The sequence below is a fragment of the Peribacillus deserti genome, from assembly GCF_002863585.1.
In the GTDB taxonomy this organism is placed as follows: Bacteria; Bacillota; Bacilli; order Bacillales; family DSM-1321; genus Paraperibacillus; species Paraperibacillus deserti_A.
On record NZ_PGUY01000013.1, the window covers coordinates 52,627 to 79,285 of the forward strand.

Sequence of the window (26,659 nt, forward strand, 5' to 3'; positions counted from 1 at the left end):
GGGTTCAGAATCCGCCTGGCATAGCAGGATTACTCCTATCATTAGTCAGTACATGCGCTGTTAGCTAATCTGTTCCTTAGGTAAGCATCAGTATAAGTACTAAAAAACAAGAAGAAGGCTGTCCCAGCTGGGCAGCCTTCTATCACTTCTTTATAACCGGTGCATTCTGTAATTTTTCACCAGGTTCTTGATTCTTGATTTGCGGCCAGCCGTCCTTCCAAGTGATTGGGTCAATCATTAGGGGCCGGCGGGTGATGCCGCTGATCATTTTTGGTTCTTTCACATCTATGGCGTGATAGACGATCCAGTCTTGGTCTTTGTCATCCGTAATGATCGCATTATGTCCGGGGCCGGCAAATTTCTTGCTGCCTGTCAAGATGACGGTTCCTTCCGTGGATACAATATCATTCCCTGACCTATCAAGGTATGGACCGGTAATACTTTTGGATCTGGCTAGTGCCACATGGTAGGTGCTGTCCGCACCTTCACAGCAGGAGCCCGATGAAAGGAACATATAATAGTAGTCTCCGCGTTTTATCACATATGGAGCTTCAAAAGCATTGCCTGCCACCTGGAACGGTTTTCCGGCCACCTTAAAGCCATCATTGGAAAGCTTGACTCCATAGATGCCATGGAAGCTTCCCCAGAAAAGATAGGGAGTTCCATTGTCGTTATAAAAAGCAGGATCGATAGAGTTTTCTACGCCAATTTTTTGGCTGCGGAAGAGCGGTCCTTTATCGGTAAATGGCCCTTCAGGCTTATCACTCACTGCTACGCCGATACCCGGATCTAAATCTCCCCAGGTGGACATCGAGTAGTATAAATAATATCTGTCTTGATAAAACGAAATATCAGGAGCCCAAATGCCGCCTTCCTTCCAGGCCGGCTTATCTACTGCTTCGAAGGCCTCTCCAGTATACTTCCATTTGACAAGATCCTTGGAGCGGATTACAGGAACATACCGCGGGCCCTTGCCGTCTCCCCAGTTATCTTCTGTTCCATATGCATAGAAATAACCGTCTTTTCCTTTAATAATGGAAGGATCGGCAATCACGGGCTCGAATACCGGGTTCTGATACTGTGGACTCTTTGTTTTATTTTCAGCAGGAGAATCCGAACAACCTCCTAATGCAAGGAGGCTCATACATACTGCAGCTGCCAATCTTTTTCTCACTCTTCCACCAGCCTTTGGATTCCTTAATTAAATAACTTAATTTACCACCTAAGATTCTATCTTACTTTTTCCTAAGCATCAATATAATTCTCAGCGGTAAAGGCAGGGGATATAAGAAAACTAGTAAGTAATTCGAGTTTAGTAATCTTAAAATTTTTTGGATTGAAAGCGTTGACAAAAATAGGCTGTGAGATTATGATAAATATACAAAGTAAATTAATTTAACTAACTAAATTTACTTCATCAGTAAAGCTTTATTTCTAGGCTATTCACTAACATTTACCCAAGGGGGAAAACAAGGGATGAACAAGAAAAAGTGGCTTGGCGTTGCGATGACAGCAGCACTTGCGATTGGTTCTTTAGCTGGCTGTTCTTCCGACAAGGAAGCAACATCTTCTAAAGGCGGCAAGGATAAAATTACTTACTGGGCTCCATTCTCAGGTGCAGATGGCCCGCGTATGAAGAACATTGTAGCAAACTACAATAAGTCTCAGGATAAATACGAAGTAGATTTACAGATTGTACCGCAAACTGATTATTATAAAACGGTTGACCTTGCATTCTCTGGACAGAAGAGTGCACCAGATCTTATGATCATGCACACTGACCAGCTGACAAACTATGCTGAAAAGAATCTATTAAAAGATATGACAGACACAATTGAAAAGAATGGCGTGAAGGCTGAAGATTACTCTGATACTGCATGGCAGGCAGGATCAATCGGCGGCAAGCAGTATTCCATACCGCTCGATATTCACCCGCTTGTTCTTTACTACAACAAAGATATGTTCAAAGCAGCCGGTCTAGATCCGGAGAAGGCTCCAACAAACCGTGAAGAGTTTGTCGCGGCAGCTAAAAAACTTACAGATGAGTCTAAAAAGCAATATGGTTTCGTAGTACCTACACTATGGCCAAACCAGTTCATCTATCCAACAGTTTTCTTCCAGAATGGCGGAGAGCTGATGAAGGATGGCAAGCCTAACTACAACAGCCCAGAAGGCGTTGAGGCACTTACTTTCCTAAGTGAACTTGTTACGAAGGAAAAAGTTTCACCGGCTAACGTACAGCAGGATGGAGAGGTTACACTATTCCTTCAAGGCAAGAACGCTATGCAGTTAAACGGTCCTTGGATGATGGAACAGTGGGATAAAGCAGGCATCAACTACGGTGTAGCTCCGGTTCCTCAATTAGGTACGAAGCAGCAGGCAGTTTATGCAAACGGTCATAACTTCGTAATCCCTGCTTCTGTTAAAGACTCCAAGAAGCTTGAAGGGATCTCTGACTTCTTGAAATATGCAGCTGACAACACAATGGAATGGGCTAAATCAGGCCAGGCACCAGCGTCTAAGGCAATTTACGAACAAAACGATGAGTTCAAAAAGATGGTTCAGCAGCCACAGGTTGCCAAACAATTCGAATATGCGAAATTTGCTCCGCGTGTAGCGAACTGGGGTCAATTGTCGGAGCCGCTATGGGCTGAAGTAAACCTTGCATTACTTGGCAAGAAAGATCCTCAAAAAGCACTTGACGATGCTAACAAAAAGGCTGAGCAGCTGGTTCAAAAATAATCAGGTAACCAGGCAGACAAAGAAAGGAGACGGACAGGTGGATAAAGAAGTACTCACCTGCTCGTCTCTTCTTTTATAAAGATGGATAGTTAAGAGAAAAAGGACTTGTCGCTTAGGCATTCAAATGTTCTTCGGCAGTAAAAGTCCTGGCAATAGACTTTTATTGCCCAAGGTTATTTGACCGAGGAAAGCCGCTATACGATTAAAAAGAATAACAGATAAATCATTTTAAAAAATTTGAAAGGGGGATGTAAGACATGAACACAACATGGAAATCGAAATTAACATCAAGTTTGTTCGTTCTTCCGTATTTAATACTGTTCACTGTTTTCCTTCTGATCCCGATTGTGTATGGGGCTTGGATGAGCTTGCATAATTGGGATTTGTTAAATCCTGTACATGAATTTGTAGGACTGAAAAACTACGCAAAGATATTTGATCCCAAATCATATGTTCATAACCTGTTCTTTGAGGGACTGAAAAACACCCTTAAGTTCGTCGTATTCAGCGTTCCGTTACTTGTAGTTGTAGGACTTGGGCTGGCCCTGTTGATCAACAGCCTCCCTGGAAGACTAAAGGGACTATTCCGTACTGTGTACTTTATCCCTTACTCTGTGTCCGTATCAGTCGTTGCGATCATTTGGCTGTGGCTGCTTGATACAAACAGCGGTTTAATCAACAATTATCTGACAGGCTTGAACCTGCCGGCCATTCCATGGCTGACTGACATGCCTTGGGCGTGGGTATCCATTGTCATTGCGACCCTATGGTGGACAATCGGGTTCAACATGGTTATTTTCATCAATGCCTTAAATGATGTTTCTGAAGAATTATATGAAGCAGGCTCACTGGATGGTGCAAACAGATGGCAGAGATTAATCTACATTACCCTGCCAAGCATCAAGCCTACCATGCTGTTCGTCTTGATTACTTCAACAATCGCTTCCTTTAATATTTATGGTCAGCCGTACTTGATGACAAGGGGCGGCCCGGGAACCGAGACGAAGGTTTTATTAATGAATATCGTGGATGAAGCGTTTAAACAAAGACAATTAGGAAATGCAGCAGCTATGTCATTATTGATGGCCTTACTGATGATCATCATCTCAGTTGCACAGCTCCGTATTTCAAATAGAAAGGAGTAGCAGACATGCAAAGTAAAGCAAGTAAAACGGTTGTCATCATTGTTGCCATTCTGATCGGGTTGATTTTCATCGTTCCGATTATCTGGATGCTGGCTACTTCTTTCAAAACTGACCAGGAAGCCTTTACAGCCGGACTGAAATGGCTGCCTGAGGTTTTCACTCTAGAAAATTATCAATATGCCTTGGGGGGAAATGCAGATACCCCAGTACTGCAGTGGATGGGCAACTCCCTTTTTGTAGGAATCGTCGGGACTCTCATTGTTTTGGTAGTAGATACACTCGCAGCCTATGGCCTTGCAAGACTGGATGTTCCTTTTAAAAAGTTCTTCATCGCCATGTTTATCGGATCTCTAACGATCCCTTGGGTGATCACGTTCCTACCATTATATATGGAATTTAACACGTTCGGACTTTTGGATACGTATGCTGTGCTGATTCTTCCGTACTCAGCCAATGCCTTTGGTGTCTTCCTTTTATATCAATATTTCAGAGGTTTCCCAAAAGAGCTTGAAGAAGCCGCATTCCTTGACGGAGCTAACAAATGGCAGGTCTTCACGAAGGTTGTACTGCCATCTGCGCGCCCGGTCATCTGGACACTCGCAATCTTCACATTCATGGGAATATACAATGATTTCCTATGGCCATTAGTCACAACGAACTCACCGGGAATGAGAACGATCACAACCGGTATCGCAGTTATGCAGCAGGGAAGCTTCGTATCATCGCCGGCTAAATTAATGGCGCTGACATCGATTGCCACCATCCCAGCGGTTCTACTGTTCGTGATTGGACAGCGTTCATTTATTAAAGGTGTTACACAATCGGGAATTAAATAAGCCTGGATTTCTTTTGAAAAAAGCAAGATGATTTGTCCACTATGTTGATTGGAGCGGAAGGTGCGAGACTCCTGCGGGAATAGCGTGTCAAGGGAGACCCCACAGGCGTTAACGCCGAGGAGGCTCCCTGACCGTCCCGCGGAAAGCGAGTGCCTGCAGCGGCAATCCACAGAATGTTTAACAGATCGAACAAGAACTAGTATCAGGAAGGATTGAACACACATGTCTATTCCCCGCAATGATTATCCTAGACCACAGTTTGTCCGCAATGAGTGGAAAAACTTAAACGGACAGTGGGATTTTGCATTTGATGATGAAAATAAAGGACTTACGGAAAAATGGTTTGAGCAGTTCCCGGCAGGTCAGACGATCACCGTTCCATTTGCCTACCAGACAGAAATGAGCGGGATCAATGACCCATCGTTCCATGATGTAGTCTGGTACCGCCGCAAGCTTAGCGTTCCTGAAAAATGGGATGGCAAACAGATTATCCTGCACTTCGGTGCCGTTGACTACCGTTCATGGGTATACATCAATGGTAACCTTGCCTGCCACCATGAAGGAGGAAACACGCCGTTTTCCGTAAACATCACACATCTTTTAACTAAAGATGGCAGTGAAAATGAAGTTACATTACGTGTTGAAGATCCATCTGAGGATGTTACTATTCCCCGTGGAAAGCAATACTGGCATGAAAAATCTGAATCCATCTTTTATACAAGAACAACAGGAATTTGGCAGACTGTATGGATGGAGCCTTCAGAAGAGGTTACATTAAGCAGCATCCGCTGGACTCCAGATATCGACCGCGGTGATATTGACCTGGAGTTTGAGGTTGACGGTGGGGTAGCTGAAGGTCTTTCCTTGTCAGTTGAAATCTCCTTTAACGGTCAGAAAATCATCTCTGATTCTACGAATGTATTTGAGATTTATAATAAGCGCAGCTATAATGTGCGCAATCGTTTTACGGACCGAAGCAATATCCATGGGCCGGGCTGGTACTGGTCTCCAGAGCATCCTAATCTGTTCGATGTAACTCTAACCTTGAAAAATGGGGAGCAGGTCCTGGATCAGGTGGATTCCTATTTCGGGATGAGAAAGGTATCGATCGAAGACGGTATCTTCATGATGAACAACATGCCTTATTATCAGAAACTTGTCCTTGATCAAGGATATTTTCCAGGGGCGTTGTTAACTGCTCCTACCGATGAAGCCTTAAAGAAGGATATCGAACTTGCTAAAGAAATGGGCTTCAATGGCGCAAGAAAGCACCAGAAAGTTGAAGACCCGCGCTTCCTTTACTGGGCAGACAAACTTGGCTTCCTTGTATGGGGAGAGATGGCTAATGCATCTGAATACAGCGAAGAAGCTGCGCGCCGCCTGGCAACTGAATGGTTTGATGTCGTAAAGCGTGACTACAGCCATCCATCCATCATTGTATGGCTTCCGCTTAACGAAAGCTGGGGCATCTCACGAGTTGCCTATGACAAGCAGCAGCAGGCCCACGCAACGTCCATGTACTGGCAGACAAAGTCCATCGACCAATCACGTCCAGTGCTGTCAAACGACGGCTGGGAGCATACGACCTCAGACATCTGCGGCATCCACAACTACCGCAGTGCTGAAGAAATGGCCGAAGCATACAAAGATGTGGAAAGTGCCATCACTACAACACCGGCTAATCGCGTCATCTATGCCAAAGGCTTCTCATATGGCGGAGAACCGATTCTGATCACTGAATACGGCGGCATTGCCTATAAAGTGGACGAGCAGGAAGGATGGGGCTACTCAGCCGTCCAGTCCGCTGAAGACCTGGTAGAAGAATACCGTAAAGTAACTGATGCATTGTTCAACAGTCCGGTTGTCCAAGGCTTCTGCTACACGCAGTTAACAGACGTAGAGCAGGAAATTAACGGACTGCTGACCTATGATCGTGAGCCTAAGTGTGACCTTAGTAAGATTAGAGAGATTAATAGTAAGAAGTAATATGTTTGTGATCCCCGTGCTCTAGGTGAGTGCGGGGATTTTTGTGGTACATGCGGGAGAGTAAGTTGGTGTGTTTGGGGCGCATGGCGGAAAAAGCTAAAGGGGAGTGTGGCAGAGGTGAAGTGGGTGAAATTTGTTATAAGAATTGCTGGAACTTGATTAAATTGTTATCCGCTAAGTGTTTAATATTAGATGCGCACAGTTTTAGCAGAAAATAATGCCATACTAACTAGTTTAATGTTCGCTCTATAATTCCGCGCAATTAATTCGTTATATGTAGCAATTATTTTTTTATCCGCTACAAAAATTTAGTTATACGTTACAATTAATTTTTTATCCGTAGTAATTATTTACGTATTCGCTACAATTAAAACAGGTACAAATAATCCTAAAAATGCCGTAATTATCCCAACTATGCACCCCTCAGTATTACATATCAAAAAAACAACCCCCACTCAAAGAGCGGAAGCTGTTTCCGTATTCCTAGACGTAAACAATTCAGCCAGTATGAGCGCCACAGCACCCATTGCTGTGGCATCCTCGCCAAATTTAGATAAGATAATCTCTGTTTCTTGCGCTGGACGAGTCAGTGCCCGCTGAGAGACGGTTTCCACAATGCTATCCATGATAAGGTCGCCGGCATTGGAGACGCCGCCGCCGATGATGATTCGTCTTGGGTTGACGGTGTGGATGAGGTTGGTTAATCCTACTCCCAGATATCGTCCTGCCCGCTGCAGAATGCCTCTGCATAGGGTGTCTCCGTCCATGGCGGCTTGGTATATGAGTTCGCCTGTGACGCTCTCCAGATCGCCTCCTGTAAGCTCAGACAGCAGGCTGAATTGCCCCAGCCGTATTTCCTTCTTGGTTCTATCAACGATTGCGGGGCCTGAGGCAAAGGTCTGCAGGCAGCCGTAGTTGCCGCAGGTGCAGCGAGGGCCGTCGATGTCTATCACCATATGTCCGATTTCGCCGCTGATATAGTGGCTGCCGTGATAAAGCCGGCCATTCATGATGATTCCTGCGCCGATGCCGCGGCCGACGTTGATGCAGACAAAGCTGTCGATTCCCGCGCCATTCCCGAACCATAACTCGCCAAGGCCCATGGCACGGCCGTCATTTTCTACTTTTACAATCATGCCGAATTGTTCTTCGAGGACTTCTTTAATAGGAATGTTGTGTAAGTTTAAGTTGGGAGCGAATACAGATATCCCTTGATCGGCGTCTACAATTCCATGCATTCCGACTCCGATGCCGACTACTTTTTCTTCATCAATTTCCGTATCTTCTAAGATGCTCCGTACGGAATCTGTTATGGCTGATAGAAGGGTATCATTCGTAACCTGTGCTGGCAGAGGAACGACGGAGTGTTTAAGGATGGCCCCATTAATGTTGGTCAGGATCGTTTTAATATTTTGCGAGCCAATGTCCATACCAATTACGTGGAACATTTCACTGTTTAATGTTAATAGGGTGGGTTTACGCCCGCCGCTGGATTCGCCTAGATTTGTTTCTATTATAATTTCAGCCTGAAGCAGCTCTTTGACCAGACTGCTTACAGTAGGAGGTGTCAGCTTGGTAAGCTTAGCTATTTCAGCTCTCGAAATGGAGCCTCTTTCCCGGATGATATTTAATATTAATGAGCGATTCATGGATTTCATCAGTTTGAAACTGCCTCTGAGAAGGTTTTTCACCATATAGATACCCCCGGTACATAGTTACTTAATTAAATTTAATTATAAACTATGTTGCTCAGTTATTAAACACCCTGATAAAGGTTTAACAATTTTCCCAAGTTTAAAAAGGGTAAATGATTAATCTGACCTATTTTGAACTTTAAAATATAAAGGTAAATATATATTAAATTTTACCAATAAAACCTCTTATTGACACTCTGGCCTTTTTTTAATAGAATTCTTGCGTAAATACTAGCTTTAAAGGGGTTTGTTGGGCGACTTGGGATAAATAGACAGAAAGGGTGCTGAACAATGGATAGTGGGAATACTCCTACATTACCTTATGATCCGGGGACGAGGCTTACTAGAAATGAACTGAAGGATATATTAGAGGACAGTATCAGCTCTTTTAGGGACTTATCAATTAAAATAGCTGAAGAGAATGAAGTGAAATTAACTAAAGGCCGGGCTACCAATATTCTATTAGACGGATGTAATAAAAACCAATTAGTCGAAATTATTAATCAGTTATATTTAATTAACCAGCGAAATTCGAATGAGATTTCATTTTTAAAATGCATTTTAACAGGTCTTTTAAGTGAACAGTTAAAAAATAAATAAAAAAATGCCATAGAGCGTAAGAGCCCTATGGCATTTGGTTTATTCCTGAACAGTAGTTTCATTTTCTGCTGAAGCGCTGAACTTATCCGTTTCTTCCGGTGTCAGCTCTAAGTGAGTTTTCAGGGTATTTCTAATTTCTTCGAGCGACATATCATCGAGCTGGTAGTAGTAAACTCCATTGATGTTATCGTCTGTACCTTTGAGGTCAAGAGATTCAAGCTGAAGTCCGTCGCTTGAAAGTACATAGTCCAGGAATGCTTTCATTTCTGAGAAAGTAAGGTTTGTTGTCATATTATCGCCGATAGCGTCAATTACCTCGGTATATTTAGAGATAGCACCCGCTGACGCTGCTTTGGCTGCAATTGCCTGCATGACTTGCTGCTGGCGCTTACCGCGGTAGATGTCACTGTCTTTATGTCTTGTACGGACAAATGCGAGAGCTTCTTCGCCGTCAAGGGTCTGTTTACCAGGCATCAGGTGGATGGCATCTTTACGGTCTTTTGAATCTTGTTCTAACATTTCATATGGAACGTCGACTTTGATACCGTTAAGTGCGTCAACAACATCCATGAAGGCATTGAAGTTCATTTTTACATAGTAGTCAACCGGGATCTGCATTAATTCTTCAACGGTTTCAACCGTTGCTTTTGTGCCGCCGATTGCATGTGCATGTGTAATTTTGGTATACGTATCATTTTCCGGAATGTGAACATATGAGTCACGCGGGATACTGACCAGCTTAATTGTTTTGTTTTTTGTATTAAAGGTTGCCAGCATCAGTGCATCGGAACGGGTATTCCCTTTCAGATTCCGTTTCTGGCTGTCATCAATCCCGATGAACAGGACACTGATATTATCTTCGCTAGGATCGACAGCTGCTACCCGTTTTGACGATTTACCGATAGATTCGTAGGCTCCGCCTAAAACATTTTCTGCTTTGTTGTATAAAAAGGCTGCATAGCCTGTTCCTACTAAAGCTAAAACGAAAATAGGAACGAGTATGAAAGATAAAAGCCTTTTACGCTTTCTCTTTTTCTTATAAACTTTATAAACTCTTCTCGTAGAAGACATGATAGTTTCTCCTTTTATGGATTGTGTAAAGGCTCTGTATATTTATCGACAGATTCCTTATCATATTTTACAATTTATTGCAAAATCCGTAAACAACATTTCTTCACGGGAAAATGGCCCTATTGTAAAACGACTGTATCTATGAAATAAAACTTATTTATAATCTTGCTCTAAATAAAGGACTTCGCCTTTAGTAATGATGCCCTGACCATTTGTAAGCTCGGTCATCCAATCTGTAAAGGTGCCGATTGAACCTTCTTCAACAAAAGTTTCAATTTCGACCAAGTCACTGTAATGAATATCTTTTAATGTGTAAACAGAAGAACGGAGCTCGTTTTCCAGTTTCCCCAGCCAGGTGTAGTCGACTTTCACATGCATGACACGCATCAGCTTTCGTTCGACTATTCCGGTTGCTTCAAGCCCCTCGGAAACTGATTTCCCGTAAGCACGGATCAATCCGCCTGCCCCAAGCTTAATGCCGCCAAAATACCTGGTTACCACAACTACTGTATCCTTTAAATCCTTCTTTTTAAGGACCTCCAGCATCGGAACTCCGGCTGTACCGCTCGGCTCGCCGTCATCATTGGCCTTCTGTATCAAATTATTTTCACCTATTAAATAAGCAGAGCAATTATGGTTTGCATCCCAGTGCTTTTTCTTAATCAAAGCAATAAACTCCTGGGCAGCTTCCTCCGTCTCCGCACGTTCGACATATGCAATAAACCGAGACTTCTGAATCACAATCTCATGCTCTCCGTACCCTCTAACCGTCAAATAACTCGCAAGCATACTCTCACCCTTTATGGGGACAGTCCCCAATTTCCCGTAGTTATTACAGGCCTTGCCAGGAAAAGTAAAATATTTCCCAACATCCTAAACACCTATTATAATATTTTACCGCTTACAGGGCAATGGAGGAAGTTAGGTAAGCTGTTAATGTTTAATAAAGCTGGAATATTCCATGAAACGACACGTTTCGTAACTTTAATTATGCAAGATTGTAAAGAGATTTTAATATTACTAAAGACATAGCATGATATAATGAAAAATATTCTAATAGATAATTTTTATTATTTTGCAATACATAAGTTTCATTTTGCTTTTCTTGAAAATGGCGGAGAATCAGGGTTTGCCGCGAATAAGGTGAAAAAAGGGATAGTTAAAAAGGTATACAAAAGAAATTATCATAAGAAAATGGTTCTATTCATTTTCCGATGTGTCTTTAGGTCCTTTTCACTCTTTTACCCAGAGCAATATTTTCCCAACCTCAAAGTTCGCTGAATTCTGAAAATTTCTGTTACAATATAAGTAGAGAAAATCACTAAATAATAGAACAAATGGAATTTAATGAGAAAAATACATAATAGAATCTAGTAGAATAGTAGAGTATGAAAATTGGGTACTAATGATTAATTATATTTTTGATTCAGCTGGGTCTGAATTCGTAATCGGTGGGGGAGTAGGATGCCTTTTAAAAAAGTGGATTCCAATGTATTGGACTCTATATTACAGACGATGGTCGATACTGTCGGGAATAGTAAAAATGAAATCTTCCATATTGGCGAACAGTGCCGCCAGGATTACGTATCTCTGTCCACTGAATTAAAAGAAATTAAAACGACTGTCCTGAAGGTCATTGATCAAGGCGATAAGCTGGAGATCAATGCGAGGTTTGCCCGCAAACGGCTTTCCGAGGTCAGCCGCCATTTTAACCAATTTAATGAGGAACAGGTGCGGGAGGCTTACGAAAAGGCTCATTCCCTGCAGGTCGATCTGCAGATGAACAGGCAGATGGAGAAGCAGCTTCGAGCAAGGCGTGATGATCTGGAACGCCGCCTTCATGGACTTGAGGAAACCATAGATCGTGCGGAGCAGCTAAGCTCCCAAATATCCGTAGTCTTGAATTATCTGACCAGTGATCTCCGCATGGTCGGTGAAGCGCTGGCTGATGCTAAAAGAAAACAGGAATTCGGCCTGAAAATAATCGAGGCGCAGGAAGAGGAACGTAAAAAACTTTCACGTGAAATCCATGACGGGCCGGCACAGATGCTGGCGAATGTAATGATGCGCTCGGATTTAATTGACCGGGTTTTCCGGGAAAGAAGTGTTGAAGAGGGGCTGAAGGAGGTTAAGGACCTGAAGCGGATGGTGCGCAATGCATTATATGAAGTGCGCCGGATCATCTATGACCTTAGGCCGATGGCTCTCGATGACCTTGGATTGGTTCCGACCCTCAGAAAATATTTGCAGACCATCGAAGAGTATAACAATACCGTTAGAATTACGTTTACGAATCTAGGTGAAGAAAAAAGGCTTCCTTCCAAAATGGAAGTGGCTCTGTTCAGGCTTATTCAGGAATCGGTTCAGAATGCTTTAAAACACGCCCAGCCGAACACTATACATATTAAAATGGAAAGCTTAAAGGATCGGGTCACCGTCGTAGTCAAAGACGATGGAGTCGGATTTGATTCATCTGCTAAGAAAGAGGGCAGCTTTGGTTTAATAGGAATGGGAGAACGGGTGGAGCTGCTTGAAGGGAATTTGAGCATTGATTCAAATATAGGTGCAGGTACAGTGATCATCATTCAGGTTCCGATCAAAGTGTCGACGGCTGCTACTATGTAAATTTTGAAGATCTCCACATTCTTGGAGTTTCATATAAAAACTAACACGATAAAAATAAAAAGTACTCAAAAATAGGGAGGCGAAGGCGTTGACAACAAAAATCATCATTATTGATGACCATCAACTATTTCGCGAAGGGGTTAAGCGCATACTGGATTTTGAACCATCATTCGAAGTTCTTGCAGAAGGCGATGACGGCTCTGAAGCTATGAGATTAGTTGAAGAAAATAACCCGGACGTTATTATTATGGATATCAATATGCCTACAACTAATGGAATTGAAGCAACACGCCAGCTGGTAGAAAAATACCCTGAATCAAAGGTTATCATTCTATCGATCCATGACGATGAAAACTATGTAACACATGCACTGAAAACAGGTGCCTGCGGATATCTGTTAAAGGAAATGGATGCCGATGCGTTAGTTGAAGCTGTTAAAGTGGTCGTTGACGGAGGATCATACCTGCATCCTAAGGTTACACACAACCTTGTGGCTGAATACCGCAGGCTTGCTGCTGAAGAAGGGCAGGATCAAGGTCACAGACCTACCTACGACATCCGCAGACCGCTTCACTTGCTGACACGCCGTGAGTGCGAGGTTCTTCAGCTATTAGCGGACGGACAGAGCAACCGCGGAATTGGTGAAACGCTGTTCATCAGTGAAAAAACCGTAAAGAACCACGTAAGTAACATCTTACAAAAAATGAACGTAAACGACCGTACCCAGGCTGTAGTATTAGCCATTAAGAATGGCTGGGTTGAAGTAAAATAATAGGGAAGGCGCCTTCTATTGGAAGGTGCCTTTTTTGCGGTTTGGGACTGATCCCGATCGGGGGACTGTCCCCCATTTCCCAAGACCTAAACCCAAGGCATTCTTGAGTCTGCTAGAGGGTCAGTGTTTATTTCCCGGCTTGTTTTTGGCTCCGGCAAAGGTGGAACCTGCAAGCTCTACGGACGCGGAACTTCCGTGCGAACTAAATAGTAAACCTTGCCCGGCCGTCGGGAGTGCAATGAATCTATTTTATATCCAAGATGGTCTTTTTTTACCTTTTTTGTACTATATTGTAATAATTTGTGATTTTCGACAGTTACTATTTTCCAGGGAGTGGGGTGAAATTTCTGACTAAGGAGGGATACACCCCATTAAGAAAGTGGTCAAATTTCTAATCTTACCCTTAGTTTTTCTGTGTGCCATAGGTTATGGAGTTTATCATTATGGTACGAACATAGCGTCTGAAAAAATTATGGATAAAGTAACTACAGATTTAGAAAATAGCGGTGAAATTGAAGAAGTGAAACAGGCAATTGAAAATGACCCTGAAATCAAAAAATTAATAACCGATTCTAAGGAGAATACGTCAACTGATAACAACGATACGGTGAGTGATACAGAACAAGCTTCTCAACAAGCATCAGCAGAAACAAAGGGTGACGTCAATTCAGTCGACGAAAGCAATCCCCCTTTTACTACTAAAGAGTAATGTAAGAGTAGTGATCAAAAAGGTAGGGATTTCAAAGCTGAATGAAATACGAGCGGACGTGCAGGAAGGACATCTCTCCAAGGAAGAAGTTATGCAGGAGCTGCAAAGCAAGCTGTCCCAAGAAGAAATAACAGCATTAAAAGTGATTGCTTATAAAGAGATGAGTAAAGGAAACGGGACTGAGTAAATCAGTCCTTTTTTTATTGCTGCGGGAAATAATTCGGGAAATTGGGGACTGTCCCCATTTCCCGTTTTGGGATAGAATGGGGATAGATTATGGTGTTATTTTATGATAAGGCAGGTTTTGCTATGAAGACGGCTGTCGTTACGGATAGTACGGCGTATATTCCTCACGATATTCTACAAAAGTATGATATACATATGGTTCCGCTTAATGTGATTTTCGGTGACGAATCTTACCGGGAGGAAGTGGATATTACTGCGGAGCAGTTTTATGAAGAGGTCAAAAATCATGATAAGCTCCCGACGACTTCACAGCCTTCAATCGGGCAGCTCGCTGAAAAATATGAGGAGCTGTCTAAGGATTTTGATGCAGTAATCAGCATTCACTTATCAAGCGGCATAAGCGGCACCTACCAGGGTTCGGTTACGGCTGGCAGCATGGCTGAGAATATCAAGGTGTACAGCTTTGATACGGAAGTCAGCTGCATGGTTCAGGGATTTTATGTGATTGAAGCGGCTAAAATGGCACTGGACGGCCGCAGCCCCGACGATATTATGGAGCGCCTGAATGAGATGAAGCAGACTTCTGATGCCTATTTTATGGTGGATGACCTTTCACATCTTCAGCGGGGAGGACGTCTCAGCGGTGCCCAGGCTTTGATCGGCAGCCTGCTGCAGATTAAGCCGCTATTAACCTTTGAAGATAAGGTGATCGTGCCTTCTGAAAAAATCAGGACCCGCAAAAAGGCGATGAAGAGAATTGAAGAAATACTTCAGAATGCACAAACAGGAGAACCGATGCAGGCCGTCGTTATCCATGCAAATCGAGAACAGGAAGCTAAGGATTGGGTGGCTGAGCTCCAACCACACTTTTCAAACGTAGAATTTTCTATCAGCTACTTTGGCCCGGTGATTGGGACTCATATTGGCGAAGGTGCCATGGGTCTTGGCTGGGCAAAAAGATATTAAAGGATATTTCCATTCGGTGCCGAACTACTATGTGTTGGCACCGGATTTTTTGGAGGTGAAAAGTTGCCTATTTATTCTTCGCAAACTGCTCCGTTTGAGCTCTCTTCTATAACAAGGAATCCCCTAACTCCATTTAATTTTTCTCCAGAGCTGCAAAAGTACCTCACCGGCAGGACTCTTCTCCTTGATGAACTTGCTGTTTTTCATGAAATGTTAGAAGAACATATTGCACATGGGTATGTCGGCTGGTATCAAGGACTTCATGATCCAAATGGAAAGTATACCTGCGGCCGCTGCGGTAATAAGGCAAAGCATTTGTTTGCTGAATTTCCCTGCAGCAGATGCGGAAACTCCTGTGTTTATTGCCGGAATTGCATCATGATGGGAAGGGTCAGCTCCTGTTCAAAGCTGTATACCTGGACAGGGCCGCACTATGAGTTTTCGCACAAGCAGAATTCGCTTGCATGGACTGGCACCCTGTCCGAGGCCCAGGCTGCTGCATCACAAAAAGCAATCGAGGCCGTAGAGCAGAATAACGAACTTCTCGTGTGGGCGGTATGCGGTGCCGGAAAAACCGAGATACTATTTCAGGCTATTGAAAAAGCGTTACAGACTGGGAAAAGAATCTGCCTGGCTACGCCTCGTACGGATGTGGTGCTTGAGCTGGTGCCTCGCTTTAGAAAAGCATTCCCTCAGACAGAAATAGCAGCGCTGTATGGCGGAAGTGACGAGCGGAACCTCGCCGGGCAGCTCATAATCAGCACCACCCACCAGCTGTTTCGGTTTCAAGATGCCTTAGACGTCCTTATTATTGATGAGGTGGATGCCTTCCCTTATTCAGCGGATTATTCCCTGCAGGCTGCCTCTCAAAAATCCCGCAAACATATCTCCTCCCGCATTTATTTAACCGCAACACCTTCTGCTGCATTAAAAAACGAAGTGAAGAGCGGCAAACTAGAGTCCACGATTATTCCTGCGCGCTTCCACCGCAACCCCATCCCTTTACCCCGAATCGTCTGGTGCGGTAATTGGGAGAAAAGTCTTCGGAAAAAGAGAATTCCTAAGAAACTATTAAATTGGATTTCCTTCCGCCTGCAAAACAACTCCATTCCCTTTCTCATATTCTTTCCTACGATAAAAATCATGGAACTAGCTCTGCCTTTATTTCAAAGTCTTCATGAGGATATAGCAGCTGTCCACGCAGAGGATCCCAATCGAAAAGAAACAGTAGTTTCGCTTCGAGAAGGAAGAGTGCCGGGCCTGCTGACCACCACCATTTTAGAACGGGGAGTAACCATTCCACGCCTGGAAGTGGCTGTCCTTGGTGCGGAAAGTCTTATCTTTACCGAAAGTGCCCTTGTTCAAATTGCAGGCCGGGTGGGAAGGAAAGCTGATTTTCCTACCGGGAATGTGACTTTCTTTCACTACGGGAAAACGGAAGCCATGCTCGCTGCAGTACGGCATATCCGAACGATGAATAAACATGCGGAGGAGAGGGGTTTGTTTGGTTGAAGTATTGTTTATATTGCGGTAATCAGCTTGAGAATAACATAACCTGGGTGTCCATATTAGGAAGGGAAAGCAAGGATCCCAGCTTCTGTGAGGAGTGCACGGCTGGGCTTGAGAAAATATCCGGTGAAAGATGCAAGGTATGCAGCCGTTCTTTAGACCGGTTAGATGAATCTTTCATCATCGAGGATTTGTGCCTGGACTGCCACCGCTGGGAACGGGAGCCAGAATGGCAGCGTGTGTTGAACAAAAATTTATCTCTCTACACCTATAACGATTTTTTGAAAGATTTAATCGCACGTTTTAAATACAGAGGGGATTATATTTTAATCAAAGGTTTTAAAAAGATGCTTTTCGAAGTCTCCAAACAATTAACCTTTGATATAGCTGTACCTATACCATTGAGCAGTGAACGACTGCTGGAACGAGGCTTTAACCAGTCCGAGGCCGGGCTGATAACAATAGGCTTAGATCCCGTACATGCATTAACAAGGATTCATTCGGAAAAACAGTCGAAGAAGACCCGGCATGAGCGTATCCAACATGAACAGGTTTTTTCAATAGTAAGCGGAATGGATATCCAAGGGAAACGTGTCCTCATTTTGGATGATATCTATACCACCGGCTCAACCCTCAGGCATGCGGCAAAAATGTTAAAAGAGGCAGGTGCGGAAGAGGTTTCCTCGATTACATTGGCAAGAGGTTAAAAAGCAAAGCGTTTCGGCCGATATAACTCATACCTACACTAAGGGAGAGAATAAATATGGCTGAATTGCTGAATTGTCCAAACTGCAATGCCCTTTTCGTACAAAACAGCGTACGCGACGTTTGCGAAGCATGCTATAAGGCGGAACAGGTCCAGTTTGAGACTGTTTATACCTATATAAAAAAGAGAGAAAACAGGACCGCCACGATTGACCAGGTGATTGATCATACTGGCATTGAAAAGGAACTCCTTTTAAAATTTATCCGTACAGGCAAACTTAAACTAGCACAGTTTCCTAACCTGGGATATCCCTGTGCGAAATGCGGCGATTTAATTAGGGAAGGCAAGCTGTGCAGCAGCTGTAACACAGCTTTAAAAGGACAGCTGAATGCGCTCGAAAAAGAAGAAACCAGGAAACAAAGTGTTGAGCACCGAAGTACCTATTTTACTAAACGATAAGTGCCTGGCGGATACCCGCAGGCACTTTTTGTATGTTAAGTAATATTCCTGAAAAATTTGTCAACAAAAAGTAACACAGAAAAATTTAAAGTTTTTCTGTGCCATCCGATAAAATAGATAGGGACAAAATTGAACGGTTGAAAGAGAGGTTATCTATTATGAAAATCAACCATGTTGGTTCTGCAGGAATGAACCCATACAAACGTCAATTAAATAAGATGGATGAAGTGAAACAAAGCTCATTCAAATCAGATAAAGTGGAGATCTCACAGTCTGCAAAAGAACTTCAGCATACATCCCAGATCCCGGCCCAGCGTGAAGCAAAGGTTGAGGCCCTAAAGGAACAAATTAAGAACGGAACCTATAAGATAGATGCCGGTGAAACGGCTAAAAGCATCATTAAGTATTACTTTGATAAATAAAACAGTATGCACCCATACTGATTACTTTTTTGAACTTGCAAGGAGGAGCGGAACATGTCTGCCCAGCACATCATAACAGCCATGGAAAAGCTGGTGAAGCTTCATAGAAGTCTGCATGACCTGGCTGAGAAAAAAACGAATATCATCAAGGCGGGCAGCATGGAAGCCCTTAACAAAATCATGATTGATGAACAGAAGCATGTGAAGGCGATTGGGATGATCGAGCGTGAAAGGGAGCAGGCTGTTTCTGAATTTTTGCAGAAAAAAGGTTCTATGCCTTCAGCCAATGTATCGGCTTGTATAGAACTGGCTGAACACAGTGAGAAAGAAACATTGACTGTATTAAAGCAGAGCCTGCTGGAAAGCGTGCTTAGCTTAAAAGAGATTAATTATCTCAATCAGCAGCTCATCTATCAATCTCTTCAATTCATCAATCTATCGCTCGATATGGTACGGCCAAAACAGCAAGTCTTTAATTACGAAAAGCCGGTGCAGCAAAAAGGGCAATATCAGACTGGAAACAGATCATATTTTAATTCGAAAGCTTAACAAACGGAGGAACATCTCATGATTTCTACTTTTCATGGCTTAGAAGTGGCCAAGCGCGGTATGTCTGCCCAGCAGAATGCCCTTTACGTCACCGGCAACAATATATCGAATGCAAATACCCCAGGCTACACCCGGCAGCGCGTTAACTTCGAACAAACAGAAGCCTATCCTCCTGCATCCATGAACCGGCCGCAGATACCGGGCCAAATGGGTACGGGTGTTAAGGCTGGCAGCATTGAGCGGATCAGGGAAGGCTTTCTTGACATCCAGTACCGCAATGAATCTACGAAACTCGGATACTGGGAATCCCGGGCCGATGCACTTCAAAAGATGGAAGAGGTCATGAACGAGCCGTCCGATGCCGGATTGTCGGCTGTTATGGATCAATTCTGGCAGTCGCTTCAGGATCTATCGATTAACCCGAATAACTCAGGTGCACGCTCCGTTGTAAGGCAGCGTGGAATTTCTGTAGCGGAGACCTTCAATTACGTTAGTTCCACTCTTAAAGGTGTGCAATCGGATCTGAAAAATGAAATTAAGGTCTCAGTTAAAGAGATCAATTCACTATTGAATCAGATTAATAGCATCAATAAGCAAGTTGCTGATGTAGAACCGCATGGTATGCTTCCAAACGATTTATATGATCAAAGAGACCTTCTGGTGGACCAGTTATCTTCACTTGTCAATATATCCGTAAAATCCGTACCTGTTGGCGGAATGCCGGCAGCTAAAGCGGATGGAACTCCGATGGCGCTTGGGAGATATACGATTGAGCTGGTCAATGCTAATGGTACTTCCATTCCGTTAGTCAGCGGTTCTGCTGATTCTGTTAATGAGATCAAAGTGAACTTGAATCCTGACAGCCAGCTGGTGGAAAGTATTACGGTCGGGTCTCGGGTAAGGGACGCAAATGGGAGTCCAACAGAAGAAGTGAAGGGCAGTCCGATTTCTATTAATAGCTTTACTTCAAGCGGAAAGCTCCGCAGTTTAGTGGATTCCTATGGCTTCCAAGAGACATCCGGGGCTAAAAAAGGCTTGTATACTGAAATGCTGGATAAGCTTGATCAAATGGCGTTCACCTTCGCTACTGAATTTAACAAGCAGCACATGCTAGGGTATGATGTTAACGGTATTAAAAATACACCGCCGACTACAACAGTTAATGCATTTTTCAGTATCGGTACAACAGCGGCAGGTGCGGCTAGTTTAATTGCAGTTGATTCGTCCATTTTAGCGTCCCTTGATAATATTGCGGCAGCCTCAAAAGGGAACTTGGGAGACGGCGGAAATGCGCTTGCACTGGCATCGGTTAAAAATAATACCTTAAGTGTTGGCGGGCAGACCAGCACCATTCAAAGCTATTACGAAGGAGCAATCGGCTATATGGCCGTCCAGTCACAAGAAGCTGTCAGAATGGCCGGCAACAGCAGTGTTCTTCAGCAATCAGTAGAAGAGCGCCGGCAGTCAGTCAGCAGTGTTTCTTTAGACGAAGAAATGACCAATATGATTAAATTCCAGCATGCGTACAACGCAGCTGCACGAAATATCACAATGGTAGACGAGATGCTAGACAAAATTATTAACGGCATGGGTACCGGCGGAAGGTGAGGTGAAAGATAAATGCGCGTAACACAGAATATGCTGGCTAACTCTTCTCTCAAACATATCAGCAACAGCTATCAGCGGATGGGGAAGTACCAGGATCAGCTGTCGACAGGGAAAAAGATCACCCGGCCGTCTGATGATCCAGTTGTGGCGATGAAGGGGATGTACTATCGTACGAACCTGACTGAGGTTGAGCAATACAAGCGGAACCTTTCAGAGCTGAATTTGTGGATGGAGAACTCGGATGCCAGCCTGGACCAGGCGAATTCATCCCTGCAAAGAATCAGGGAACTGCTTCTCCAAGCAAAGAATGGTACCAACACGGTAGACGAACGGACCGCTATCGCTACAGAAATTAACCAGTTAAAAGAAGATTTAGTTAACGTAGCAAACTCTAAAGTAGCGGATAAATTTATCTTTAATGGCACAGATGTAAACAAGGAACCGGTTACCCTGATGGATGGCAAAGCTGTGGTAAGCAAAAACAATGAAGATTTTAATGTAGAAGTTGGACCGGGTGTCAAAATCAGGGCTAATATTCACCCGGGTAATGTGTTCTCTGAAAATTTGTTCGGGGATATAGAAAAAATTGTAACGGATTTGAAAGCAGATAATACCTCAGATCTCGATAACCTGCTTACAAAGGTTGACGATCATATGGATAATCTTTCTTCAGAACGAGCTGATTTAGGGGCACGCTATAACCGGCTTGAAATGGTAAGCTCCCGTATTGATACCCAAGAGATTTTTGCTAACCGGGTCCTCTCGGATAATGAAGATGCAGATATCGAAAGAGTCATTACCGACTTAAAAACACAGGAAAGTGTCCACCGAGCAGCATTAAGTGTAGGGGCACAAATTATTCAACCGACATTAATGGACTTTTTAAGATAAGCTATTCAAATTGAATAGCTTTTTTTACTATCTTAAATAAGAGGAGTGGTATAGTGAATATTCCACAAATACGCCTTGAATCTACTAAAGGGCAGATTGAATTAAGGACAATCCAGCCAAAACAGTCTATTGAACAAAAGCCGGCCGATCTTTCTATCGAACAGCCAAAAGCAGAGCTCCGGATAAAAACCACTCCTGGAAGATTGACAATCGACCAGGCGAAGGCGCGGGAAGACGTTGATTTAAAAAGTATGTTCAAGCGGACTGAAGAAGCTGCCCAGCAGGGGTATCAGGATTGGCTGAGCGGATTAGCGCGTGTTGCCAGTGATGGGGAAGAGCTCATGAAGATTGAGAACGGCTTTCATGCGCTTGCCAATCAAGCAAAAAGTAACAGCGAAAGTCCTATATATGACTTTAATATTGGCTGGATTCCGTCTGAAGGCAGTGTCAAAATAAACTATGAGCCTGCAAAAGTAAGCATTGAGGCTGATCCACAAAAACCGAGAATAAATGTGAATGTTAATAAACCTTTTCATGAATATACGCCAGGCAGGACAGAAGTATCTTTAAAACAATATCCCTCATTAAAAATTGACTTTACCAATCATGATCCGACTTTGGACAAAAAATATTAAGGAGATACCCTATGCTCATACAAACGAAATACCATGATCAAGTTGAGATTAAAGAACAGGCCATCTTACAATTTCAAGATGGCATTCCTGGATTCTTAGATGAAAAAGAGTTTGTTTTACTTTCCTTGGCTGAAGAACTTCATGTCCTGCAATCAATAAAAACAAAGGAAGTCGCCTTTATTATTATCAACCCTTTTATTTCTTTTAAGGATTATGACCTTACATTGGATGAGAATACTATTGAGCAATTAAAGATAGAAAAGTCGGAACAGGTTCAGGTTTTCACCATTATGTCTGTAAAGCATCCTTTTAATAAATCAACGATCAATCTAGCGGCTCCAGTCGTAATAAATGTAACCCATAAAAAAGGAAAACAGGTTATCTTGCAAAAAACGGACTACTCTATTAGAACTCCATTACCAGAACTAGTTTTAGGAAAAAAGGGGTGAGAAGCTATGCTGATACTGACTAGAAAAAAAGGGGAGTCCATTCAAATAGGTTCCAATATTGAAATAAAGATAATCTCGGTGAGCGGCGACCAAATTAAAATTGGGATAGATGCCCCTAAGCATATAGATGTATTTCGAAAAGAACTGTATGTGGAAATACAAAAAGAAAACCAGGAGGCACTATCAACCGAGGACAACTTAAGTGTTTTGATAAATTCTTTCAAAAAAAATGATTAATTCTTAGGGATACTATTAAAACAATCCTAACTCCTCCGATAATAATAGTGTAAAGGTTGAAAGGCGGCCGACTTTCGACCTTAAACGGGCACACAAGGACGTGAGCCATACAATTCAAGGAGGAAATTACTAATGAGAATTAATCATAATATTGCTGCACTTAACACGTATCGTCAGTTAAATAGTGCTTCAACAGGTCAAGCAAAATCTATGGAGAAATTATCTTCAGGTCTTCGTATCAACAAGGCTGGAGATGATGCAGCAGGTCTTGCTATCTCTGAGAAAATGCGTGGGCAAATCCGCGGTTTAGATCAGGCTTCTCGTAACTCACAAGATGCCATCTCTATGGTACAAACTGCTGAGGGAGCATTATCTGAAACACATGACATTCTTCAACGTATGCGAGAGCTATCTGTACAAGCATCAAATGATACAAACACAGCTGATGACCGTGAAGAAATTCAAAAAGAGGTTAACCAGTTAACTTCTGAAATCAACCGTATCGGTAACACTACTGAATTTAATACAAAAAAGTTATTGAATGGTAGCGTAGCAGTAACTGGAGATGGACGCAAAGTAACGACTGACACGTATACTGTGGGCACAGCAGGGGCATTAACAAACGCAAAGATTGGCCAAACTTCTGATTTAGCTTCTGGAAATTATAAAGTAACAATCACAAATGATGCACAAAACGTAATCTCATCAGCTCAGAATAGTGAAATTACTGATGCCAGCGTACTAACAGTTGGATCCAGTACTTTAGCTGAGGGAAGCTATAAGGTTGCTGTCAAACAAGAAACGGTACAAGCGTTATCGGCAACACCTACAAATACAGACAACTTATTAAATGACGCAAATAGTAACGAGGCAATTAAAATTGCCGGTAACTCTAATTTAACGGCGGGAACATATAGTATTGACGTAACTAAAAACGTTACAAAAACAGCAACAGGAAGTAATGCTGCTGGTATCAGTGCTTTGGATGTATCAGCACTTGCGGATAATACTAGATTAGACATAGCAGTGAACACAGTTATCGATAAAGCTAGTGTGAATGGTACTGGTGTAGGTACTGCTGCAGGTGATGTATTCAATGCTGATAATACGAGTGGTGCGATTAAAAATTTATCTATAGCGAAAAACTCATCATATGCTGAGGCCGATAATTATAAAGTTAAAGTGACTCAACTAGGAGACACTCAAGCATCATTATCTTCAACGACTTATACGAATAATAGTGCCAATTTATCAGATGATAGTTTGACCCTTAATGGACAAACTATCAACTTAACAGATGTTAAAGCTTTAGCTGGAGCAGGTACTTATGATCTAACCGATACTACTAAGATAGATGCACTAGTTACAGCTTTACAAAGTGATATCAATGATACATTTGATGGTACAGCTCAAAATGGCTTAACTTTTACGGTTGAAAGATCAGGGACAGGCATCACGATTAAAAGTAGTGATGATGCATTAGGTAGTACGTTTACTATAGGTGGTACAAATGAATTGGCACTAGGGGGTACATCGTCAGCAGTTACCAATACTACAGACGACGTCAAGATGCGCTTTGATTTAACAAGTAATACTGGCTCTGGTGATACAGTAGTACAATCAGCTGAAGCTACCTTTACTAACACGGCAGGTGCTCAAACAATTGTTCTTGGAGACATTTCGTTTGATGTGGATAAAGCAAAAATGTATGCAAGTGATGCAACAAAAAATGATGGCACAGCAGGTGCTTTTAGCGGTGATGTTTTAGATTTAAGTTCTAATGCAATTAGGACTCAAGTATCTGTTGTAAAAGACGGAGGTACTGCAGTAACTAAAACCTTTAAACAAGATGGTACTGATGATGGTGCAGTTACCTTTGATATGAATGGTTTAGGAACTCAAAACTTAGGCATGACCATTGATGCAACACAATTAGCTGGTGGGCAAACCCAAACTACAACAGTGGATGTCGATACTACTTATGACGTAACTCTTTATCAAGATGCGGATGCAGGTAATGATTTTGATGCTGGTGAAGCACTTGGTACTACGAAAACATTATCAGAAGCTGATTTAGCTGATCCAAATAAATTGAAGAATATCGCACTAGGAGCTGCAGGAAACGGTATATTCGTTGATTTAAATTCAGCAGGTCTTACTGCTATGACGCCAGTTGCTGGAACTGTAAGTAAAAATGTTGACTTTACAGTAGCTTCACAAACAACATATACTGCAGAAATACAAGATGCGGACGGGACTAACGGACAAGGATCTAAGGTTCTAAATGGAGCTGGGGACAATTCTCGCATTGACTTAGGCAATGGAGTTTCGTTCGAGTATGACAAGGCAGATTTGTCAGCCGCTGGAGATGTATTCTTCTCGGTAAAAGCTGGTGTTGATAACTTTAAAGCGCAACTAACAAATACAACAACTAATAATAATGTAGGTCAGGCAATTGGTTTCAATAAGGGAGATAAACTTGATTTTGGCAATGGGGTAACACTAGAAACATCAAATAATGTTACCGCTGGAGATAAGGCAGAATTTAAAGTTGAAAATGATACAGTAGACAATTCTTTATCAATGCAGGTTGGGGCAAGCGCGGGTCAAACATTTGCTATAAACATGAATGATATGCGTGCTGATGCATTGGATATTTCTAATACTACAGCTGGAGCTACAAAAACTGTAAAAGATAGCTTAGGAAATAACATCGATGCTTCTTATCGTGCGAATACAAATGGTAAAGAAGTAACAAATGGAACAGACAATACTGGAACTGAATACGCTTTGGATGTTACGGATGCTAAAAAAGCTACTGCTGCTGTCAAGGTACTTGATGAAGCAATTCAAAAAGTTTCCCAAGAACGTTCTAAATTTGGTGCTTACCAAAACCGTTTAGAGCATACAATCAATAACTTGAACACCTCTTCTGAAAACTTAACAGCTGCTGAGTCTCGTGTACGTGACGTAGACATGGCGAAAGAAATGATGAATCAAACTAAGAACTCAATTCTTTCTCAAGCTGCTCAAGCTATGCTTGCTCAAGCTAACCAGCAGCCACAAGGAGTTCTACAACTTCTTCGTTAATTTTAGATTATTTGGAAGGGACTCTAGTTTTACTAGGGTCTCTTTTCATTTAAAGCTGTTCGACAGGAGGAAACTCGATGGATAAAGATGCCCAAGAACATAAAAAGTTTCTTGAAGTACAGCTCAAATGGTGTAGGAAACAAGATTCTATCTTGGAAGAGATAGACATAAGGCTTCAAAAAATGAAAAGAATAGCTGAATACACCCGTGACCATGAACTTACTTCGAAAGAAGTTGACAAGTTGAATGATAAATTGAATGATTTGAAAATAGAAATTCATTCCCTAGAAGAGCAGTTACATTCGATTGTTCATTAGCACTAGAAAGGTGATGTTTTCATGGATATTGCATCTGTCAATGACATTAAGTCAAGGACAAGTCCAGCAACAAGCTTCGATGTCAGTTATGAAAATGGCAATGGGCAATGCCGAACAGCAAGGTGAGGCTCTTCAAAAGTTGATGAGTACAAATAACATAGCTGCTATTCAACACGCTGCTCAGCCACATTTGGGTGGGAACATAGATTTAAAATTATAGAGGAGACATTTTGGAGTAACCCCGTTGCTCTTTTTCTTTTTGAGAGAAAATGAGGAAAGTTGATTTATCCCCTGAAAGTCCCTACCAAAAGTAGCCCATACATAACCAGTAATAACCCAATATTGAGACATATATTATAATTAACGTAAATTTTCTATGTGAACATTAGATGTTCAACACGTAAGCAATCTGAGCCTCTACTTCAAGATTCGGAGTAGGGGCTATTTTTATTTTA

The 26,659-nt window shown here is 42.5% G+C and carries 26 protein-coding genes and 2 pseudogenes; 24 read left to right on the forward strand and 4 right to left on the reverse strand.

What is annotated here, in order from left to right; all coding sequences use genetic code 11:
- Positions 1-142: 142 nt before the first annotated feature.
- Positions 143-1,174 (reverse strand): family 43 glycosylhydrolase, encoded by a 1,032-nt coding sequence (locus tag CUU66_RS04390; RefSeq protein WP_257967891.1) that lies wholly within the window; start codon positions 1,172-1,174, stop codon positions 143-145.
- Between the two features lie 302 nt (positions 1,175-1,476).
- On the opposite strand from CUU66_RS04390, the gene CUU66_RS04395 reads away from it, so the two are divergent.
- The 4 genes from CUU66_RS04395 to CUU66_RS04410 all read left to right on the forward strand — a co-directional run bounded on the left by CUU66_RS04395 (position 1,477) and on the right by CUU66_RS04410 (position 6,709).
- Positions 1,477-2,742, forward strand: a complete 1,266-nt coding sequence (locus CUU66_RS04395) for an ABC transporter substrate-binding protein (RefSeq protein ID WP_101640462.1) — start codon at positions 1,477-1,479, stop codon at positions 2,740-2,742.
- Positions 2,743-2,999: 257 nt separating this feature from the next.
- Entirely contained in the window at positions 3,000-3,887 is an 888-nt protein-coding gene (locus CUU66_RS04400; RefSeq protein WP_101640463.1) for a carbohydrate ABC transporter permease, read from the forward strand.
- A 5-nt stretch (positions 3,888-3,892) separates the two neighbouring features.
- The gene (locus tag CUU66_RS04405) at positions 3,893-4,723 is read left to right on the forward strand and encodes a carbohydrate ABC transporter permease (RefSeq protein WP_101640464.1); all 831 of its coding nucleotides are present in this window, start codon (positions 3,893-3,895) and stop codon (positions 4,721-4,723) included.
- Positions 4,724-4,945: 222 nt separating this feature from the next.
- Positions 4,946-6,709: a glycoside hydrolase family 2 protein gene (locus CUU66_RS04410; protein ID WP_101640465.1), complete on the forward strand. Its 1,764-nt coding sequence runs from the start codon at positions 4,946-4,948 to the stop codon at positions 6,707-6,709.
- A gap of 455 nt (positions 6,710-7,164) precedes the next feature.
- On the opposite strand, the gene CUU66_RS04415 is transcribed toward CUU66_RS04410, so the two are convergent.
- Positions 7,165-8,403, reverse strand: coding sequence for an ROK family transcriptional regulator (locus CUU66_RS04415; protein ID WP_101640466.1), 1,239 nt, complete (start codon positions 8,401-8,403; stop codon positions 7,165-7,167).
- Positions 8,404-8,694: 291 nt separating this feature from the next.
- Between CUU66_RS04415 and CUU66_RS04420 the strand changes: the two genes are divergently transcribed.
- Positions 8,695-9,003, forward strand: coding sequence for a hypothetical protein (locus CUU66_RS04420; RefSeq protein ID WP_101640467.1), 309 nt, complete (start codon positions 8,695-8,697; stop codon positions 9,001-9,003).
- A gap of 39 nt (positions 9,004-9,042) precedes the next feature.
- Here the strand turns inward: CUU66_RS04420 and CUU66_RS04425 are convergent, their stop codons facing one another.
- Positions 9,043-10,074 (reverse strand): LCP family protein, encoded by a 1,032-nt coding sequence (locus CUU66_RS04425; protein ID WP_101640468.1) that lies wholly within the window; start codon positions 10,072-10,074, stop codon positions 9,043-9,045.
- A 153-nt stretch (positions 10,075-10,227) separates the two neighbouring features.
- Positions 10,228-10,863 (reverse strand): YigZ family protein, encoded by a 636-nt coding sequence (locus tag CUU66_RS04430; protein WP_101640469.1) that lies wholly within the window; start codon positions 10,861-10,863, stop codon positions 10,228-10,230.
- Positions 10,864-11,538: 675 nt separating this feature from the next.
- On the opposite strand from CUU66_RS04430, the gene CUU66_RS04440 reads away from it, so the two are divergent.
- From CUU66_RS04440 to CUU66_RS04530, 19 genes and pseudogenes are all read left to right on the forward strand, one after another.
- The gene (locus tag CUU66_RS04440; RefSeq protein WP_101640471.1) at positions 11,539-12,699 is read left to right on the forward strand and encodes a sensor histidine kinase; all 1,161 of its coding nucleotides are present in this window, start codon (positions 11,539-11,541) and stop codon (positions 12,697-12,699) included.
- Between the two features lie 88 nt (positions 12,700-12,787).
- The gene (locus CUU66_RS04445; RefSeq protein WP_101640472.1) at positions 12,788-13,471 is read left to right on the forward strand and encodes a response regulator; all 684 of its coding nucleotides are present in this window, start codon (positions 12,788-12,790) and stop codon (positions 13,469-13,471) included.
- 472 nt (positions 13,472-13,943) lie between these two features.
- Positions 13,944-14,180, forward strand: coding sequence for a hypothetical protein (locus CUU66_RS24715; protein ID WP_257967892.1), 237 nt, complete (start codon positions 13,944-13,946; stop codon positions 14,178-14,180).
- A 10-nt stretch (positions 14,181-14,190) separates the two neighbouring features.
- Positions 14,191-14,367 carry a hypothetical protein gene (locus tag CUU66_RS24720; RefSeq protein WP_257967893.1) on the forward strand — a complete coding sequence of 59 codons (177 nt, stop codon included), beginning with the start codon at positions 14,191-14,193 and terminating at the stop codon, positions 14,365-14,367.
- A 122-nt stretch (positions 14,368-14,489) separates the two neighbouring features.
- Complete coding sequence (locus CUU66_RS04460) at positions 14,490-15,332, forward strand: DegV family protein (protein ID WP_101640529.1); 843 nt, start codon at positions 14,490-14,492, stop codon at positions 15,330-15,332.
- Positions 15,333-15,395: 63 nt separating this feature from the next.
- Positions 15,396-16,844: a DEAD/DEAH box helicase gene (locus CUU66_RS04465; protein WP_257967894.1), complete on the forward strand. Its 1,449-nt coding sequence runs from the start codon at positions 15,396-15,398 to the stop codon at positions 16,842-16,844.
- On the forward strand, positions 16,841-17,548 hold the full coding sequence (locus tag CUU66_RS04470; RefSeq protein ID WP_101640475.1) for a ComF family protein: 708 nt from the start codon (positions 16,841-16,843) through the stop codon (positions 17,546-17,548). Before CUU66_RS04465 ends, CUU66_RS04470 begins: the two co-directional genes overlap by 4 nt.
- 56 nt (positions 17,549-17,604) lie before the next feature.
- Positions 17,605-18,006 (forward strand): TIGR03826 family flagellar region protein, encoded by a 402-nt coding sequence (locus CUU66_RS04475; protein ID WP_101640476.1) that lies wholly within the window; start codon positions 17,605-17,607, stop codon positions 18,004-18,006.
- A gap of 158 nt (positions 18,007-18,164) precedes the next feature.
- The gene (flgM, locus tag CUU66_RS04480; protein WP_101640477.1) at positions 18,165-18,428 is read left to right on the forward strand and encodes a flagellar biosynthesis anti-sigma factor FlgM; all 264 of its coding nucleotides are present in this window, start codon (positions 18,165-18,167) and stop codon (positions 18,426-18,428) included.
- Positions 18,429-18,482: 54 nt separating this feature from the next.
- Positions 18,483-18,977, forward strand: coding sequence for a flagellar protein FlgN (locus CUU66_RS04485; RefSeq protein ID WP_101640478.1), 495 nt, complete (start codon positions 18,483-18,485; stop codon positions 18,975-18,977).
- A gap of 18 nt (positions 18,978-18,995) precedes the next feature.
- Entirely contained in the window at positions 18,996-20,585 is a 1,590-nt protein-coding gene (gene flgK, locus CUU66_RS04490; RefSeq protein ID WP_101640479.1) for a flagellar hook-associated protein FlgK, read from the forward strand.
- Between the two features lie 12 nt (positions 20,586-20,597).
- On the forward strand, positions 20,598-21,476 hold the full coding sequence (flgL, locus tag CUU66_RS04495; RefSeq protein ID WP_101640480.1) for a flagellar hook-associated protein FlgL: 879 nt from the start codon (positions 20,598-20,600) through the stop codon (positions 21,474-21,476).
- A 53-nt stretch (positions 21,477-21,529) separates the two neighbouring features.
- A complete protein-coding gene (locus CUU66_RS04500) occupies positions 21,530-22,111 on the forward strand; it encodes a DUF6470 family protein (protein WP_101640481.1) in 582 nt (193 codons plus the stop codon).
- Positions 22,112-22,122: 11 nt separating this feature from the next.
- The gene (gene fliW / locus CUU66_RS04505) at positions 22,123-22,560 is read left to right on the forward strand and encodes a flagellar assembly protein FliW (protein WP_101640482.1); all 438 of its coding nucleotides are present in this window, start codon (positions 22,123-22,125) and stop codon (positions 22,558-22,560) included.
- 6 nt (positions 22,561-22,566) lie between these two features.
- Positions 22,567-22,797, forward strand: a complete 231-nt coding sequence (csrA, locus tag CUU66_RS04510) for a carbon storage regulator CsrA (protein WP_101640483.1) — start codon at positions 22,567-22,569, stop codon at positions 22,795-22,797.
- Positions 22,798-22,929: 132 nt separating this feature from the next.
- Positions 22,930-23,346 (forward strand): annotated as a pseudogene (locus CUU66_RS04515) (flagellin N-terminal helical domain-containing protein); the annotation flags it as partial.
- Between the two features lie 2,274 nt (positions 23,347-25,620).
- Positions 25,621-25,887: pseudogene (locus tag CUU66_RS25320) on the forward strand (flagellin); the annotation flags it as partial.
- Between the two features lie 77 nt (positions 25,888-25,964).
- Positions 25,965-26,204 carry a hypothetical protein gene (locus CUU66_RS04525; protein WP_101640484.1) on the forward strand — a complete coding sequence of 80 codons (240 nt, stop codon included), beginning with the start codon at positions 25,965-25,967 and terminating at the stop codon, positions 26,202-26,204.
- A gap of 88 nt (positions 26,205-26,292) precedes the next feature.
- Complete coding sequence (locus tag CUU66_RS04530; RefSeq protein ID WP_374702968.1) at positions 26,293-26,424, forward strand: putative motility protein; 132 nt, start codon at positions 26,293-26,295, stop codon at positions 26,422-26,424.
- Positions 26,425-26,659 lie beyond the last annotated feature (235 nt).